Genomic DNA, 17,163 nt, shown 5'->3' with positions numbered 1-17,163 from the left:
CCACATGCACTGCCAGATCCGCAAGGCAACAGATCAGGACGCCACCGCAATCAGCGGCGTCATCGTGGCCGCCCTGCGCGAGTCCAATAGCCAGGACTATTCCGCCGCCGTGATCGCCCAGGTGACGCTGAGTTTTTCCCCGTCGGCGATCCTGCGCTTGCTGGTGCAGCGGCAGGTGTACGTGGCGACCCTCGACAAAGAAGTTATTGCCACGGCGAGCCTCGATCAAGCCACGGTTCGCAGCGTGTTCGTCGCCCCGACACACCAGGGCCAGGGCGCCGGGCGCGCCTTGATGGCGGCTGTTGAATCAGCCGCCCACTCCCACGGCATCCATCGGTTACGCGTGCCCTCCTCCATCACGGCCGAGGGCTTCTACCAGTCCCTGGGCTACTCGACCGTTCGGGATGAATACCACGGCGAAGAGCGGACGATCATCATGGAGAAGGCGCTGACGCCTCTGGCCTAGTCACCGACGCCACACCCGCCCTTCGGGGCTGACCACCCAGGGCAAGCGGTCCGCAATAATCTGCACACCGCCGACCCAACGCTCTGCGGGCTCAAGATCAAGCCAGTTCACTTCCCCGCGCAGGACGCGCTCACCCAGGGCCGTCAGCCGGACGAGTCGCTTGGGCCATTCGCTGCCCGATTGTTCGTGCAGCAGCGGGTGCGGTGCGTCGATGAGCGGTCTCAGCAGCGCGTTGAACATCATGTCGCCCAGATACGGCAGCGGCTCATAGGTCAGCATCAAATGACCGAACACCTTCCCCGCCGGCATCTCGCCTTTCTCCGCGAGAATGCGCAGGGTCAGCCGCTGGGTCAGGCTCAAGCCATCCTCTGCGCCGGGCAGCTCCTGCAGTTGTCTTGCCAGCGCGGGACCGAGCAGCGGCAGCGCCGAATGGTGCTGTGCCGCGAGTTCGGCCCAGCGAGTCGGGTCCGCTGCGGTGTAGGCGGCCCATACCTGCCGGGCCAGTGCCAGCGCGTCTTCACCGATGGCGCGCCGCTGGGGCCAAAGCCAGGCGAGCACGTCCGGGTCCAGTTGCCCGATACCAATGAATCGCTCGACGCCGGGCACGCGGTTGATCTCGATCAGCTCCAGCCTGCGCGGGACGCAGGGCAAACTCGCCAGCAGCCGAACCAGAAACAGCTGATCGTAGGCATCGGCTTCGCACCACAGGACCAGTTCACTGTCGGCATTCAGGCGTGCCAAAGCCCCGCGCTGAGTCGCCTGCCGTTGCTGAGCATCAGGGGCCGACAAGCCGAAGGCCTGCTGGGCAAAGACTGCCCTCACCGCCCAATAGTCGTCGTCAGGCAGCGCCGGTACCGGTCCCATGACCATGGGGTCGTCGAACATCTGGAACGCACCTGCGAAGCCGACAACGCGCAGGCTGCGCTCGATGTCGTTGCCGCAGCGCCAGTGCTGAACCTGTGCTTCACCCGTCGCCGCAAAATCCGGATGGCGGGCGGCAAATCCGACGGCATCGGCATGGGCGATCAATTTGGGCCAACTGGCGAACCCTGCCTCCCGGGCCACCAGCCATTGGGTGTCGGCGAGCCGATAGGCCGGGCCCGGCAGGCCCATCGCGCGCAATTGCGCCCGGGCGTCATCCGCTTCGTGGGTGTTCAGGGCTTTGAGAAGACGTTTTGCGTGCTTACGCAGCGCAGGTACATCGAGCAGACCGTGTTGACGGGACGCATTCGTGGCAGGCATGCCAACTCCTTTGGGGCTCGGTCCGCCGACAAGCCGGGAGCTGGAATGAATGAGGGTGCAACGCTTGCCTTGGGAAACCCCTTCGCGCGGACCGCAGGCGCAGCAGACGCCCGAAGGCGGACTTTAGCCGGAAGGCCGGCAGGATGCAAAGGTGGGGGCGGAAACGGGGGCGGGAGTTGTATGGGATCACGCCGTGAGTATGACCTCACGGCGCGGGCCTACCTCGGTCCACTCCCCGTGCCAGCGCGCAGGGGCAAGACGGGCCTGCCGTTACGTCACACGAGAGCAGTCTCCGGATGATCCTGAGCCACACCTACCAGCTCCACCGACACGGCATCCGCTGGGGCTGATGTACTGGCCAGCGACGTCGGGGCGTCGGCAAATACCATGGATTTTGAAGGAAGAGCGGCCTTGAAATCACCGTCCAGAATCAGTTCGAAGCGATGCCCTTGCACGTCGGCGTCCAGGTCTTTCAGGTAGACCCGGGTGTGCTCGGCGTTGGTGGTGAACTTCAGGGTGCCGTCGTGGCCGTCGCCAAATCCGGTGAAGCCCAAGCCCGAGACATCGATGATGTCATGGGCGGCATCGAAGTCGCCGATGCGGTCTGCATGGCTGGCAGTCGCCGTTCTGTAGCTGTCGGACACCGAGGCAAACCGGAACAGGTCCGAGCCTGCGCCGCCAAACAGCACGTCGGCATCGGCGCCGCCGATCAGGGTGTCGTTGCCGCTGCCGCCCAGCAACCGGTCATGGCCAGCGCCGCCCCAGAGCAGGTCCGCGCCGGATCCGCCACTCAGGGTGTCTGCCCCGTCCTTGCCGTTGATCGAGTCGGCCTTCGCGGTTCCGACGATGGCATCGCCGCCATTGCCGCCGTCGATGGCATTCAGCACGGGGTTGGTCCCGACGTGGTCACCCGCGCCCTGCAGCGATACGGTGTCCTGCAGGTGCGCGAAGGTGTTGCCGTACACCGAGTTGCTGCCGGACTGCCCGCTCTCCTCTGCCACCCCGAAGGTGCTTTTGTCGCCGCCGGTAATGATGTTGCCCGCGAAGGTGTTGTGGTCAGACGGATGAAGCTTCCCGGAGACGCCGCCGCGGTCGTCGAACGGCTGGATCAGCACTTCAGGGATGCCGGCTTTCTGTGCGTTCTCGTGAATCAGATTGCCGCGAACCTCAACGTCCGTGCTGCCGTAGACACGCACGCCGGAGGTACCGTTGTGGTGAATGTCCACGCCGCTGATATTAACGCCGTTGGACAGTTTCACCAACACGCCTTCAGCCGCATTGCCGTACACCTCGCCACCTTCGATGGTGATGTGATACGGCGAGGGGATCTTTTCGCTGCCGCGCTGGACGACGATGCCGCCCCCGCCATTGTCGTGGGAGACATTGTTCAGCAGCGCCAGATCGTGGGTGGTGGTGACGATGTTGAAACCGTGACGGTCATTGTCGTAGGCCAGGTTGTTGCGAAACGTGCTGTCGATCAGGTAGTCGGCGACGAACCCGTCCAGCCCGTTGCCGTGGGACACGCTGTTTTCGATGAGCATGTTCGCCGTGCGCTCGTGGGGGTCGAAGCCGTAGCCCGAGCAATCGCGGATCTCGACGCCGGACAGCGTGACATTGGAGTCCTGACCCGGCTGGCCCGGCAGAAAGCCGTTGTACCAGCCATCCACCTTGCCGCTGGTGGCATCGCGGTTGCCGTCGAGGGTGAGGTTGCTGACGCCGAAATCGTGGGTTGCCTCGCCGCTCGCCGAGCGGATGATGCCGGTGACAGCCTGGTCGGTGCCATCGGCCAGCTTGAGCACCGTGACGCCCATGCCCTCGCCCTTGATGAACACATTGCTTTTTAGCATCAGCGCGCCGTCGGCAGGCTTTCCGCCCGGGGTCAGGGTCCAGGTGCCGGCAGGAATATACACATCGCCGCCGCCGGCTTTCGCCGCCGCATCGATGGCGGCTTGAATGGCCGCGGTGTCGGACGTATGCCCATCACCGACTGCGCCAAAATCCCGGACATTGAATTGCAGTGTCATAACATGCTCCGTTTCGAATGAAGAGACGGGAGCAGTATGGGCATGCTGTGTGAAAGCTGGGTCATCTGACGGGATAGGTGACGGGCGGTGGGGAATCCCGTCCTCAGTCTTTCCCCGTTCAGCGCAGGTATCGGATCGAAGTCTGCGCGACTAAAGCAGGTCCCCGGGTCGCGTGCGTTTCGTAGGACCGGCTTTAGCCGGGAAGGCGTCAGGCTTCACACCGCGACATGTGCAGTAGTCAAACCGGCCTCTTCCCGGCTAAAGCCGGTCCTACTATTCAAAATCCCGGTGTATCCGAATTTCGCTCCAACCTGGCCTGATCTACCCAGCCTTCGATTCCTCTTCCTGCTCAAACCGCTGCTGCAGCAAATGCCGCGCGGCGCCGGCGTTGACGTAGTTCCCGATCAGTTCGGCCAGCTCGGGGAGCTTGAGCTTTTTGTCATCGCGGCAGAATTTGCTCATCGGCAACATCAGCCACCGTTTCTTCTTGTTCAGCGCCACATCCGGTGCGAAGAACGACCGGGAGGTCAGCTCCGGCAGGGGTGCGTTGTCTTCGAGCAGGATCGTCAGCATGACGACATCCCCACCTGCAGGTTGAAGTCGGCGATGTCGCGAATCGGCAGCGGCGCCTTGAGGTTGGCGAACACGAAGTGATCCGGCGTCAGCAGCAGCGCGGTTTTATGCGCACGTCTGAACAGGCGCACGCCAAAGGGCAACATGCACAGCATGATGAACAGAGCGATGCCGGCACCGACGAAAAATGGCTGCGGATCACGTCCCGCAGCACCTGGAAACAGCACCGGTGCCAGCAGCAGGATCAGCCCCGCCACGGCCAGCAGACCACTGAACCCGATCAGGATTTGCCCCCGCAAGCGCGCGCCTTCGTGCAGCGCAACGTCCCCGGTGACGTTGCCAGCGTGGGTGCGCAATGTCTCGACGAGGACGGCGTCCTGCTGGACGTGATGGCTCAGATAATCGTCCGTCAGGCGAGCGCGCAACACGTCGGGCTGGGCGAAGTAGCGATCCATCGCCGCACAGGCTTGCGTTGCATCCAGCGGCCGCGTGCCACTGCGCACGGCATCGTCGATCGACACCTTGAGAGACGCCACGCGCTCGCCATTCGAAGGATGGGTGTCTGACGGATGCGGCAGCTGGGTGGCCATTTCCTCTTCCGGCAAGGTCAGGGGCAAGGCCGCGATTTCGCGCAGAACCGTGGTCGGCAGATCACTGACCGGCACGTGCTCGGACGTCGGCCGGGTTGCCTGGGTGATGTGGGCGACCAGGCGCTCTTGCAGCATCGGGTCGATGGCGGAAATGCGCACCAGCGCCGACGCGGCCGCCAGATTGCCCGCCAGCTGCGCACCGGCGGCGTCGGCTTCCAGCTCACGCACACGGCTCCAGTGCATCACCGCGTGGTCGAAACTTTCCATGAAGTAGGCGCCCAGCATGAACGCCGGGTGCAGGGTCACGCGCTGCAGCCATTCACTGTCGACCAGGGTCTGCCCGATCACCACCAGGCTGCGCTCGATGCCGTGGTAGATCGGCACGAAACGCATACTGAACTCGGTATCCGCGCCTGCAAAATGCCCCAGCTCGTGGCCGATGACCGCGGTGGTTTCGGCTTCATCCAGGATGCCGAGATAGGCCAGCGGCACATGCAGGGTGCGGCCCGTCAAGGTGATGTTGGCCGGCGCGAGGGCGATGTCGCCGGAGGTGACGTAAAAGCCGGCGGCCATGCCCAGCACGATGTGATCGGGCGGCAGTGCGCCCAGTTTCAGGACCAGATCCTTCACGTAAGCCCAGAGCACCGGCGCCTGCTCGACGGTGACCGCCTCGCCCATCACGTCCATCGGCGTGGGCTGGAACATGTTGAGCATGACGCGCAGTTGCGTGCCCATCTGCCAGATGGAATACAGGCAGCCTGCGACGAGCACCATGCCGAAGAACATGAACTTCATTTCGCCGGCCGACAGCCGCCCGGCGTGCCACGCGCCCAGCGCCTCGAACGCGACGATGGCGGCAATCGCTGCCCCCATCACCACCACGTGGCCGACCAGAACGTAGGGCAGCAGTTTGGTCACACGGGTGAAGCTGTGCAGCAGTTGCTCCCGCGAATGCATGGCGCGCCGGCCTGCCCAGTTAAGGGCGAGCAAGCCGAGCCCGCCCACCAGAGCCGCCAGTAAACCGAGGGTAATGGTGCCCTTTGCCACCCACGCCATGACATTGGTCAACGGCAGCAAGGTGTCCAGCTCGTCCTGCATCTCAGTGACGCGGGACAGCGCCATTTTCACTTCCATTTTCTCGCCGTCGCCCACATCGACCATAACGGGTCGCGAGCCGCTGTTGTCGGCGATGGCCTGGAGCTCTGGACGAAATTCGGCAAGGTCGGCCTGGTAGGCCGCGTATTCGGCGTGGTCGTCGGTGCTGCGTTGCAGCTCCCAGACCCCAACCAGATTCAACCCAAGGGGAAATAAAACCAGTACGGCAATCAGCTTCAGCTTTTTGATGTCCATCGGACGGCCCTCTTCTGCGCCGCCGAGTGCCCTCCCTGGCGCGCGCCTGCTTCCTTGAGCAACGGTCAGATGACCGTTGCGTGCGTGTCAAAAGCGACGCCTTCGACGCTGTGGCTCAACGCGGTGAGCCACGCAGCCATCGGCGTCTGGATCAGCGACCCAGCAACACCGTTTGCATGCGCACCTGCGCTTCCTGAACCACCCTGGCTTTGGCATTCAGGTCCTGCAGCAACGTGTTCAACTCAGTCTGCACCTTGGGGTCCGTCACTTGAACCACGGAGCCATTGATCTGGATCTGCGCTTTGTGGGCGTCGACGTAGTCAGCCACTTTCAGGCCCGAATCAATGGTGCCGTTGACTTGCGGCATGACGGTCAGGAGCGTGTTGGCCGGTAGGGTCACGGTGCGGTCATAGGCGCTGTCATACACCGTCTTCAGATCGTCAGGCTGCTTGAGCTGGGCATGGGCGGCATCGGCTTTTGCCAACTCTTGCTTGAGCTGCACGACCAGGTCATTCAAGCCGGTTTGCGCAGTCTTGATATCGTCACGGCGCTCGATCACGTCGCTCAATGAACGGAACGCGCCTTTCTGCACGAAGCCGTTGAGGGGTTTGATGCTCGCGTCCATCCCGCTGTTGAAGTCGGTGATCACGGCATAGTGCTGGCTGTAATCGCCGAACGATTTCGATTCATCCGGTGTCAGCTTGGGCACGTGCACGCCGGGCTTGTCGATGATCCGGGTCTGCAGGAACTGCTTGAACGCGGCACGCTGGTCAGGTTCGCTGCTGCCACAGGCGGTCAGTAGCAGAGGCAGTGCGAGGGCGAGTAACCAGTGGCGGGTGAGTGAGACGGTCATGGTCGGAGAATCTCCAGAAGTGATACGCCCGCGGCAGAGGGGCCTGCCGAAGGCTGTGAATGTCGACGCTTAGAGGCCCGGGGCAACCCCTGAACAGCCGTGAGCGAAGACGCGGTCGGTTGAGCAGCGTTCAGGCAAACGTCGGCGCAGTGGCTGGCCGATCATTCGCCGGTGTTTCCATGAGCAGCCCAAGGGTGCTGAGAAACAGATCATGGCTGAGGATGCCGGTCGCCAGAGTCGACAGCACGACCTTGCCCGCCGCATCCCGAATCTCGATGGTCTCGTTCCAGCGGCTGTGATCCATGCTGCGCAGCGCGGACATCGGCACCACGCTGTTCTGAATCAGCACGGCGTCGCGGGAGACCACGATCGGCTGGGTGTCGACGTTGAGGAAATCGCCGCCCATGCGCTTGCGCCAGACCTGGGCGCCGTTGAGGCAGTTGAAGGTAACGCTGCCACCGGCGTGCAGGGTATCGAGGACCACGGGCTGACGCGCGTTGAGGTACAGCTCGCGGAAGGTTTCCATGAAGGTGTAGAAGCCCTTCAACGAGGGCAGCACCCGGTGGAAGGGTTCGCTGGCAGTGCGACGGAACGCCAGATTGGTGATCAACCCGGTGTAGGCCACCTGCCCCGAACTGAACAGGTAAAGGTCCTGAATCTCGGCGAACGGCACGTAGGTGCGGGCGCCCCGGGTCGTGTGCGCAACGCCGTGTTCATACAGCTCATAACGCGTCTGGCGCTGCTTGTTCTGCCACCCATAAAGCCCCAGTACGATCAGCCCGAGCACTGCCAGGAAAGCGCTGGTGGCATAAATCATCATGGCGGGGCTGGAGACGTTCAGGGGGGTGCCACGGGAAGTGTTCAGTTCGACAGGGCCGGCAGCGCTGTGGGGCAGGATCGTGCCAAGGTACAGAACAAACCCGGCCAGGCCCAGCAGGACCACGCCGAAAATCAGTAGAAAAACCAGAAAGCCTTTGCCGTAGCTGAAGCTGGCGACGCGCTCGCCAGTGGCGGATGCCGCAGTGGAGGCTGTTTGCATGGCGAGTGTGCGTCCCTGTCAGAAAATATGGATCAGCGCCGTCCGAGGTGGCTTGGCGGTGGGTTGACTGGCGCCGGATGAACGAGGCTGGCGCAAATGAAACCGTCTGTAACCGTCATGCTAGATAGCTTAAGGAGAAATAAATTCCCTTTGGATCCCATTATTTTGTAATTTTGCGGCATGTTACGCCGTCCGCGCAGTGAAGGCGCACACAAGGCGCAGGGAGGCTTGAACCCCTCCCGCCGATCATTCTCAAATCTGCGCACCCAACCTCCAGGCTCAGGGAAGACACCGCTTATGAACGATAAAACGCACACAGGGTTTCGCCCATGATTGTCGGGATTGACCTTGGCACGACCAACAGCCTGATCGCGGTCTGGAAAGACGATGCCAGCCTACTGGTGCCGAACGCCCTGGGCGAGGTGCTCACCCCGTCCGTGGTCGGACTGGACGATGAGGGTCGGATTCTGGTCGGGCAAGCCGCTCGCGAACGCCTGCACACCCACCCTTGCGTGACCACTGCGCTGTTCAAACGCCACATGGGCAGCGCCCACACGATCAACCTGGGCGATCACGCCTTTCGTCCCGAAGAGCTTTCCGCGCTGGTCCTCCGCAGCCTCAAGGAAGACGTCGAGCGTGCCTATGGCGAAACCGTTGTCGAGGCGGTCATCAGCGTCCCGGCCTACTTCAGCGACGCCCAGCGCAAAGCCACGCGCATCGCAGGGGAGCTGGCCGGCCTCAAGGTCGACAAGCTGATCAACGAACCCACTGCTGCCGCGCTGGCATTCGGACTGCCGCAACACGGAAACGAATGCTCGTTTCTGGTGTTCGACCTGGGGGGCGGCACGTTTGACGTGTCGATCCTCGAGCTGTTCGAGGGGGTGATGGAAGTGCGCGCCAGTGCCGGTGACAACTTCCTCGGTGGCGAAGATTTCGACCGGCTGCTGGCCGAGGCTTTCGTTCGCACCCAAGCTGACCAGCCAGGCTTTCCCGCCCCCGAATCGATCGCTCACGCGCTGCACCGCGAAGCCCAACGCCTGCGCATTGCCCTGGGCCAGGCGCGCAGTGACGCGTTCGTGCTGCGCGTGGACGGCCGGCAGTGGCAGCAGACCTTCACCCAGGAGGACATGGCCGCGCTGTATGCGCCGTTGCTCGAACGGCTGCGCAATCCGGTGGAACGCGCGATGCGCGATGCCAGGCTGCTGGTCGGCGATCTGGACGAAATCCTGTTGGTCGGCGGTACCACGCGTATGCCGCTGGTGCGCAAACTGGCGGCGGGCATGTTCGGGCGCTTCCCCTCCATCCAGCTCAACCCGGATGAAGCCGTGGCCCACGGCGCGGCGATTCAGGCGGCGCTGAAATCCCGGAATGCCGCCCTCGAAGAAGTGGTGCTGACCGACGTCTGCTCCTACACCCTGGGTATCGAGGTCGCAGAACGGGTCGGCCGGCACCGAGAGCATGGGCACTATTTGCCGATCATCGAGCGCAACACCACCGTACCGGTCAGCCGGGTCAAGACCGTTTACTCCGCCGAAGCGGGGCAAACCGGCGTGACGGTGAGCATCTTCCAGGGCGAAAGTCGCCTGGTGCGCGACAACATTCCCCTGGGCGAACTGGCGATTCCCCTCCCCCCGCACAATGAAGGCAACGTCAGTCTCGACGTGCGCTTTACGTACGACAACAACGGCATTCTCGAATGTCAGGTCACCCTCCCCAGCACGGGCGAGGCGTTCGCACTGGTCATCGAAAACAACCCCGGCGTGCTCAGCCCTGAAGAAATCGCCGAGCGCCTGCAAGCCCTGGCCGCGCTCAAGATTCATCCGCGCGATCAGCAGGTCAACACGCTGCTGGTTGCGCGCCTGGAGCATCTTTACCAGGAGAGCCTGGGCGACCGCCGCGAACTGATCGGTGACTGGGCAAGCGTGTTCCAGCGTGCCCTCGACAGTCAGGACGAGCGGATCATCCGGCAGACGCGCACGGAGCTGAACGAGCGGCTCAAACAGCTGGAACGTGGCGGGTGGCACTGACCCATGGAAGCGACGTTCGATTGCTGGACAATTCTCGACCTCCCTGCCCGCTCCGATGAGCGCAGCGTCAAACGCCAATACGCCAGACTGCTGAAGGTCACCCGCCCGGACGAAGACCCCGTTGCGTTTCAGCAACTGCGTGAAGCCTACGAACGCGCGTTGCAGCTGGCCCGCGAGGGCGACGATGGCGTTGGCGGTGACACTTCGTTTGTACAGGCTTCGGCAGCGCCTCTGGTGCAAAGGCCTGCGCCGGTCACTCGGCCAGTGGTGCGTTCCGCTCAGGAGCAGGCCGCCGAGCTGCTCGAACATTTCAACGACGATGCCGTTGACCACTGCTGGACTGAAGCCGTCGCAAAAGGCATCGAAGCGACCGTCGAAGCCTTGCTGTTCGTGCGTTGCGTGCAAGCGCCAGACGCCAGCCCGAACCTCTTGCGATGGGGCCTGGAAACCCGCCAGTGGCTGACACCCTGGCAGCAGGTTCGTCCTCGGCAATCCGATCAGGAGCGGCTGGGCCATTTGCTCTCCCTGGGGCTTTACCACAGGCTGGAGCAGTACATGGCCGCTGGCGAGGAAACGCGCTTCATCGACTGCCTCGAGCACCACTGTCGACAAGGCTGGCTGGGCGATTTAGCCGTCCGTCAGACGCTTCAGGTGCAGGTGCTGGACCTGTTTTTCAGCCACGGAAACTGGTCGCCGGGGTTGTTTGAAAGGGTCCGGCAGCTGTTCGGCTGGGACACTGAATCAGCGGTTGCTCCCGTCGTCGATGAGCAATGGCACACCCTGCTCGCCCGCAATGAAGAAAAGAAATGGCTCGGCGAACTGCGTGCGCTGGCGCGTCTGGGCGAGCAGCATCCGGCCCCCTCTGCCAATGCGGCTGCGCTGTTCCTGACCGGTTCGTCTGCGGAACGCCTTCAGGCGCGCGCCGCGACATTCACCGAGGCTGACTGGCAGGCTTGCGAACAATTATCCCAGGCATTCATCACGCGGTTTCCCGACTGGCCAAAGCGGTTCTCGGACCACAATCCGTGGTTCTGGAAAGCACTGGTAGAGCACGAACGTCCTCAGCACGTCATGAAGCGGGCCTGCGCCGCCATGACGATTACCCTCGCCCTCGGCATGAATGGCCTGCACCCCGCCGAGCTCCCGGTCATGGTGATCATGTCGCCGATCCTGATATTGCTTGGGGCGCTCAGCGCGTATATGGGCAAATGGTTGCTTGAGCATTGGGTCACGTTCACGGAATCCTTCTACGACCTTGATCAAAGCGTCAGCGCCTGGTGCGCACACCACCAACTGACGCGGGATCGGCGGCATCTGGTGATCCGCAACAGCGTACCCATGCTGGCCGTGGCCTTCATTCTCTGGAAATGGCTGGGACTGCTGGGCGTGGTCACCTTTGTGGTCACCGGGCTGATCGGCAAACTGCAACCTGGACGCGCGGCGCCGGTGGATCGCCAATACCGCTGGCGCCGGCCCTTGCAGGCGATCTACCGGATCGCCGGGATCAGTGTGCTGCAGTGGCTGTTCTGCCTCTTCATGGTGGGTCTGATCCTGTATGTGCAACAGAACATGCCCGGCACGCTGTTGACCCAAGGCGCCTGAGAGCCGGGCGCCGCGCCAGGTCGCCCGGCTGGACGTTGCGCCGAAAGGCCTCGGCGCAAAGGCCCGAGGCCCTGTGGCCAGTAAAGCCGCAGCATCAACCTAGAGCCGAATGTCCTCCGGCCGCTGGATCAGTGCCTCGATGCGGGTGCCGGTGAGCTGTTCTTCATTGGAAAACCCGTCATACCGCGCCAGCTCACCGAAGCTGATGCCGGTGAGCTGCTCGATCTGCACGACGCTGCGTCGATAGGTCCTCAGTGCACCAAAGACCAGTTCCAGCTTGCCCAGCTCGCGGGTCTGGTCGATCAGGTACGCGCTGGCCGACGGTGTGCCGTCATCGCCGAGGAACGCGACGACTTTCCAGAAGGCTCTGGGGATTTGCACGCCCCGGTACAGCGGGTCGTCACTGCGCAGGACCGGTCCGGTAAACACCGTGGCGCGCTCCTTCCAACGGCGGGTGTTTTCCAGGATGAAGTCTTCGAGCTCCAACCAGGTTTTCTGGTTGAAGGCAGACATCTGCGGCGAGCAGTTGGTGAAATGGAAGGTGTCCTGATTGGCGGTCTGCGCCTCGGCGCCCCAGTTGGGGTCCTGCCGGCGAACCAGATGGCCGCGATCCAGCAGGTTGTCGCGGTACAGATCGTCGCCAATCTGCGCCTCGACCGGCAGCCGGCCGTCGAAGGCCCAGGCGTCCTGACTCCGCACGATCTCGACGCTGCTGCCCCCCTCGATGTTCACGCCGACGTACAGCGCGATGCGCCGGCTGCGCGACATGCTGATGGAGAAGTGGGTGTAATCCAGACGATTGCCCGGGTTGCCCAGGGGGTAGACATCGTCAGGCATGGATACCGTTGGCCACGGCACCACGAACTCCCCGAGAAATTCATCGCTGTAGCCTGAACGGCCTTCCAGTTGCGACGCCGGCGTGACCCGCCCCTGAGGGCTTGATCGCAGCGCGGTGGCATGGGATGACGGGCCGGCCGTGATGGGCTGAAGATCAGCAAGACGGGGGCGATGGGCGAGATTCACCTGAGCGTTATGTGTCGGCATCCTGCTACCTCTTGATTGATGAGGCCCAATCGGCGGGCCTTGTTGATACAACGCAAAGATCATGTACCGCACAGTGTGAATATCACATGACCTGAAGGGGTGGTGGGTATCGGTTAGCCGTGGTACTTGAAAGGGCCCCTTCCCGGCTGAAGCCGGTCCGACAAAGAAACCTCGTCCCCCCGTAGCCCCGGCTCTGTCTGTGGGACCGGCTTTAGCCGGGAAGCTTTTGATCTGCTTTTGATCTTCCTACGCAAAAATCCCAGACACCGCCAAACGCGACGTGGGTGCAGGCCGAACGCAGGTCTCGCGCAGTGGGCCGAGCCGTCCTGACCCAATACTTGCTATGATCCGCCCCCGCGCGCACGAACGTGTCGAGAGCCCCTGCCTGCCGTTCAAGACCTGCGCCAGACGATCAGATCGTAAAACCGGTTAACGCCCCAAAGGAACCCGAATGCAACACGCCACGTTGAACCGTTTCTACGCCGGGGTGCTCGCGCTGCTGCTGTGCATCACCGTGCCAGCTTTCGCACTGGCTGCGGCGGCGCAGGTCGCGCCGCAAGCCACAACACAGCCCGCCAGCCAAATCAATGCGACGCCGGAAGCCGAGGCCCCGAGCCTGGATGACCTGAGCGAGCAGCTCGACCAGATCCGGCAAAAAGTCACCGTCAGCGCCAATGACGATTTGCTTTCGAGCCTGCGTCAGGCCGCGCTGCAGGTGCAGAAGCAAGCCGATGACCTGATCGCCAAGCAGGCGGTCGACATTGAGCACCTCAACGATCAGCTGAACATCCTCGGCCCGGTGCAACCGGACGAAGCGCCCACCCTGACCAGCCAGCGCAAGACCTTGACCGCCCAGAAAAACGCGCTGGTCAGCGACGAGCGGCAGACCAATACCTTGAGTCAGTCGGCACGGGACCTCGCCACACAGATCTTCAGCCTGCGCCGCAGCCTGTTCGATTCCCAGATCAGCACCCGCACGGCAAGCCCCCTCAGTTCGGCATTCTGGTCGACCCTGATTCGCCCGACCGATGACGATCTGAGGCGCATGAACGGCCTGCTGGACGACGTCCGCAGCGTCTTCACCAGCGCCCTGGCCCCCGGCAACCGCATGCTGTTTGCCAGCGTGGTGATTGGCGCGCTGTTGATCTGGGTGGTGGTGCGCCGCCTGCTGGAGAGCCTGTTGATCCGCCTGATGGTGCGCTGGCTGCCCGAAGGCCGTCTGCGCCGCAGCGCCCTGGCACTGGCCGTCGGGCTGTCGACAGTGGTGACCATCACCGCCGCTACGTCCTTGCTGCGGTGGGGCATCGTCAGTAATGCGGTGCTCAGCAACGACGTGGTCAACCTGCTCGACCAGCTGCAAACGCTGATCACCTTCTGCGCCTTCATCGTCGGCCTGGGCCGCGCGTTGTTGATGCTGCCGCACCCCTCGTGGCGCCTGCCCAACATTCCTGACGAAATCGCCACCGCCATGGGCCGTTTCCCGGCCGTGCTGGCCCTGGCGTTGATGATCATCGGCACCCAGGAACGCATCAACAGTGTCATTGCCAGCAGCCTCGCGCTGACCGTGGCGGTCAACGGCCTGACCGCACTGGCCGTTTCGCTGGTGTTTTTCTTCGGCCTGGTGCGCTACCGCCGCACCCGTCGCCGCTGTGCCATCGAACGTCCGGGCGGCCTCGCCGGGTTGATTCCCTTCGTGGTCGCCGTCTGGGTCGGCTTGAGCCTGCTGGCGCTGCTGAGCGGCTACCTGACCCTGGCCTACTTCCTCGCCGTCAAGCTGTTGTGGATGAGCGTGGTGGCGTCAACCGCCTACCTGCTGGTGGCGTTCTTCGGCGACGTCTGCGAAACCCTGCTGTCGCCCAAGCAACCCGGCGGCATGGCGCTGGGTTCGGCACTTGGCCTGTCCCCTCGCCATCAGGCCCAGGCGAGCACCGTTCTGGCGGGCGTTGGCCGGAGTTTGCTGTTGCTGGCCGCGGTGCTGCTGGCCTTCCTGCCGTCGGGCTCAAGTCCCGGTGAGCTGCTCGAAAGCTTCACCCGCATGGAAGTCACCGACAAATCCCTGGGCGCCCTGAACATCGTTCCAAGCGACATCCTCATGGCACTGGGCTGCCTGGTCGCCGGCCTGTTTGGCGTGCGCGTGCTCAAGGACTGGTTCGGCGAACGCCTGCTGCCGGAAACCAACATGGACGCCGGCATGCAGGCCTCCCTGGTGACCCTGATCGGCTATATCGGCTTCGTGCTGGTGATTGCGGTGGTGATGTCCACCCTGCACATCAGCCTGACGAACCTGACGTGGGTCGTGAGTGCGCTGTCGGTGGGGATCGGTTTTGGTCTGCAGGCCATCGTGCAGAACTTCATCTCGGGCTTGATTCTGCTGACCGAGCGGCCAGTCAAGGTCGGAGACTGGGTGAGCCTGGCAGGGGTCGAGGGCGATATCCGCCGGATCAACGTGCGTGCCACCGAAATCCAGATGTCCGACCGCTCCACGGTGATCGTGCCGAACTCACAGTTCATTACCCAGAACGTGCGCAACGTGACCATGGGCAATGCGTTGGGCGTGGTCGGGATTTCCCTGACGCTGCCGCTGGAAACGGATGTCTTGCAGATCCGCGAATTGCTGTTGCAGGCTTTCACCGAGCACGAAGCCATACTCGATACACCAGCGCCGTCGGTCACCTTCAAAGACTTGACCAACACGGGCCTGATCATCAGCGCGAGCGGTTTCGTCAACAGCCCGCGTTCGGTGGGCGGTGCGCGTAGCGACCTGTTGTTTACCGTGCTGGGCCGCTTGCGGGAGATGGGCATTGCGCTGTCTGCACCGCAGAGCATGGTGTTGATTAATGACGGCCTGGGCAAGGAGCAGCCGCCGGCAGTCGTCGATTGATTCGTCTGCCGCGCTGAGGTGCGCGGCGCGTCAGTCGAGCCCTTCATGACTGACGCGCGGCGCGCCCACCGGAATCAGCTCACGTCTTTGTTCGGGTCTTCCGCATGGGCCCACCGATAATCCAGACGCGGCGCGAACACTTTGATGCGGCGCTTGATCTTGATCAGGATCGGGTCATGCACAGGCTCCGGATCTTTCAGGAATGCGGTCATCACGGCGCTCAGCGCGTATAAGCCGCAGAATGCCCAGACCACGCCTTCAATGCCGTAACTCTCATTGAAAATCGCGACCACCGCCGGGCCTACCCATGTCGACGCACCTGCACCCAGGCTCAGCACCGACAACGCAGCGGCCTTGTTATTAGGCGCCAACGCCGGTGCAAGCGCCGACAGCGGCACAAAACACGCCAACGTCAGGCCGTAGAACGCACCGAAGATGGAAGCGATCAGGAAGTCGTGGGGAAACGCTTGTGGCATGAAGAAGAACAACGGCGTGCTGATCGTGCTGCCCACTGCGCCAAACCACAGGATCGTATTGCGATAGCCGATCTTCGTGCTGATCACGCTGGAGCTCAGATTGCCGATGATGTTGAACACAAAGACGATGGTCAGCAGGCGTAGCCACTCTTCCAGGGTGAAGCCCACGGTGTGCATGAAGAAGCCGGGCATGACCACCAGAAAACCGAACATCGACGAGGTGTTGATCACCCGGACAAGGGCGGCCAGTGACACTTTCGGACGCGTCCACATGATGGTGATGTTTTTGGCCATCGACACCATCGGCCGCTCACCCTCGGGGGCGAGTCGACGCATGCCGTGGGCTTCGCGCATCCCGATCAAACCAATCGCACCGCCGATGACCACCAGGGCAAAGGACAACCAGAAGGTTTGCAGCGCGCCGATCAGCGGGATCGCGGCGCTCGCCACCAGAGAGCCGAGCATCGGCAAGCCTGCAGCGTAAGCAACCCAGAACCAACCCACGGCCATGCCCATTTTGCGGGATGGTGTGGAAGCGGCGATCCAGACCAGGAAGCCGTAAGCGAACAGCGGATAACCGAAGCCGCGCAGACCGTAGGTCAGCAGAATCATCGAGTAGCTCAACTCCTGCAGGCCGTAGATCAGGAAGAGCACTTCAAACACGCTCCAGATGATCAGCCCCAGGAACATCACCCGTTTCGGGCCCCAGAGGTTGGAAAGCGCACCGGCGAGCCACGATGAAATGCCGACCGTGATGCCGTAGGTGGTGAAGATCATGGCGATTTCGTCATCGGGCATGCCGCGATCACTGAGGAAGGGCGAGAGGTAGCCGAGTTCTACGCCATCGCCGATCATGAAGATCAGCAGGCCGACAAAGCCCCAGAACATGGGATAGGGAATACCCACTTTGTCGCAGAATCGTGAGAGTGGAGTGTTCGGAGTGGATTGATCGCTCAATTTTCCGTTCCTTTTTTGATGCATGACGCTTGGGCGCGC

General features: G+C 62.9%; 10 protein-coding genes and 1 pseudogene. 4 read left to right on the top strand and 7 right to left on the bottom strand.

Translation table 11 applies throughout. The features are described from left to right. Positions 1-4 precede the first annotated feature (4 nt). Positions 5-466 carry a GNAT family N-acetyltransferase gene (locus tag SLW74_RS11510; RefSeq protein ID WP_410928930.1) on the top strand — a complete coding sequence of 154 codons (462 nt, stop codon included), beginning with the start codon at positions 5-7 and terminating at the stop codon, positions 464-466. On the opposite strand, the gene SLW74_RS11505 is transcribed toward SLW74_RS11510, so the two are convergent. The 5 genes and pseudogenes from SLW74_RS11505 to SLW74_RS11485 form a co-directional block, all read right to left on the bottom strand. Next, positions 467-1,708 (bottom strand): DUF1835 domain-containing protein, encoded by a 1,242-nt coding sequence (locus tag SLW74_RS11505; protein ID WP_410928929.1) that lies wholly within the window; start codon positions 1,706-1,708, stop codon positions 467-469. Between the two features lie 275 nt (positions 1,709-1,983). Next, a complete protein-coding gene (locus SLW74_RS11500) occupies positions 1,984-3,732 on the bottom strand; it encodes a right-handed parallel beta-helix repeat-containing protein (RefSeq protein ID WP_410928928.1) in 1,749 nt (582 codons plus the stop codon). 321 nt (positions 3,733-4,053) lie between these two features. Beyond that, a pseudogene (locus tag SLW74_RS11495) lies at positions 4,054-6,239 on the bottom strand (M48 family metallopeptidase). 157 nt (positions 6,240-6,396) lie between these two features. Then, the gene (locus SLW74_RS11490) at positions 6,397-7,098 is read right to left on the bottom strand and encodes a DUF3053 domain-containing protein (RefSeq protein WP_192130353.1); all 702 of its coding nucleotides are present in this window, start codon (positions 7,096-7,098) and stop codon (positions 6,397-6,399) included. A 130-nt stretch (positions 7,099-7,228) separates the two neighbouring features. Continuing rightward, positions 7,229-8,137, bottom strand: a complete 909-nt coding sequence (locus SLW74_RS11485) for a hypothetical protein (RefSeq protein ID WP_410928927.1) — start codon at positions 8,135-8,137, stop codon at positions 7,229-7,231. Between the two features lie 329 nt (positions 8,138-8,466). Here SLW74_RS11485 and SLW74_RS11480 point away from each other — a divergent pair, with 329 nt between their 5' ends. Together SLW74_RS11480 and SLW74_RS11475 are read left to right on the top strand one after the other, a co-directional pair. Continuing rightward, a complete protein-coding gene (locus SLW74_RS11480) occupies positions 8,467-10,164 on the top strand; it encodes an Hsp70 family protein (RefSeq protein WP_410928926.1) in 1,698 nt (565 codons plus the stop codon). Between the two features lie 3 nt (positions 10,165-10,167). Further along, on the top strand, positions 10,168-11,766 hold the full coding sequence (locus tag SLW74_RS11475; RefSeq protein ID WP_410928925.1) for a hypothetical protein: 1,599 nt from the start codon (positions 10,168-10,170) through the stop codon (positions 11,764-11,766). A gap of 99 nt (positions 11,767-11,865) precedes the next feature. On the opposite strand, the gene SLW74_RS11470 is transcribed toward SLW74_RS11475, so the two are convergent. Continuing rightward, positions 11,866-12,810, bottom strand: coding sequence for a DNA/RNA non-specific endonuclease (locus tag SLW74_RS11470; protein WP_410928924.1), 945 nt, complete (start codon positions 12,808-12,810; stop codon positions 11,866-11,868). 451 nt (positions 12,811-13,261) lie between these two features. On the opposite strand from SLW74_RS11470, the gene SLW74_RS11465 reads away from it, so the two are divergent. Beyond that, the gene (locus SLW74_RS11465; RefSeq protein ID WP_410928923.1) at positions 13,262-15,691 is read left to right on the top strand and encodes a DUF3772 domain-containing protein; all 2,430 of its coding nucleotides are present in this window, start codon (positions 13,262-13,264) and stop codon (positions 15,689-15,691) included. Between the two features lie 74 nt (positions 15,692-15,765). Here the strand turns inward: SLW74_RS11465 and SLW74_RS11460 are convergent, their stop codons facing one another. Further along, a complete protein-coding gene (locus SLW74_RS11460) occupies positions 15,766-17,124 on the bottom strand; it encodes an MFS transporter (RefSeq protein WP_141695171.1) in 1,359 nt (452 codons plus the stop codon). Positions 17,125-17,163: the final 39 nt, after the last annotated feature.

The organism is Pseudomonas sp. W5-36, from assembly GCF_046540455.1.
Classification (GTDB): Bacteria; Pseudomonadota; Gammaproteobacteria; order Pseudomonadales; family Pseudomonadaceae; genus Aquipseudomonas; species Aquipseudomonas graminis_B.
The sequence above is the reverse complement of the archived record's forward strand: the minus strand, read 5'-3'. Positions and strand labels throughout refer to the sequence as shown.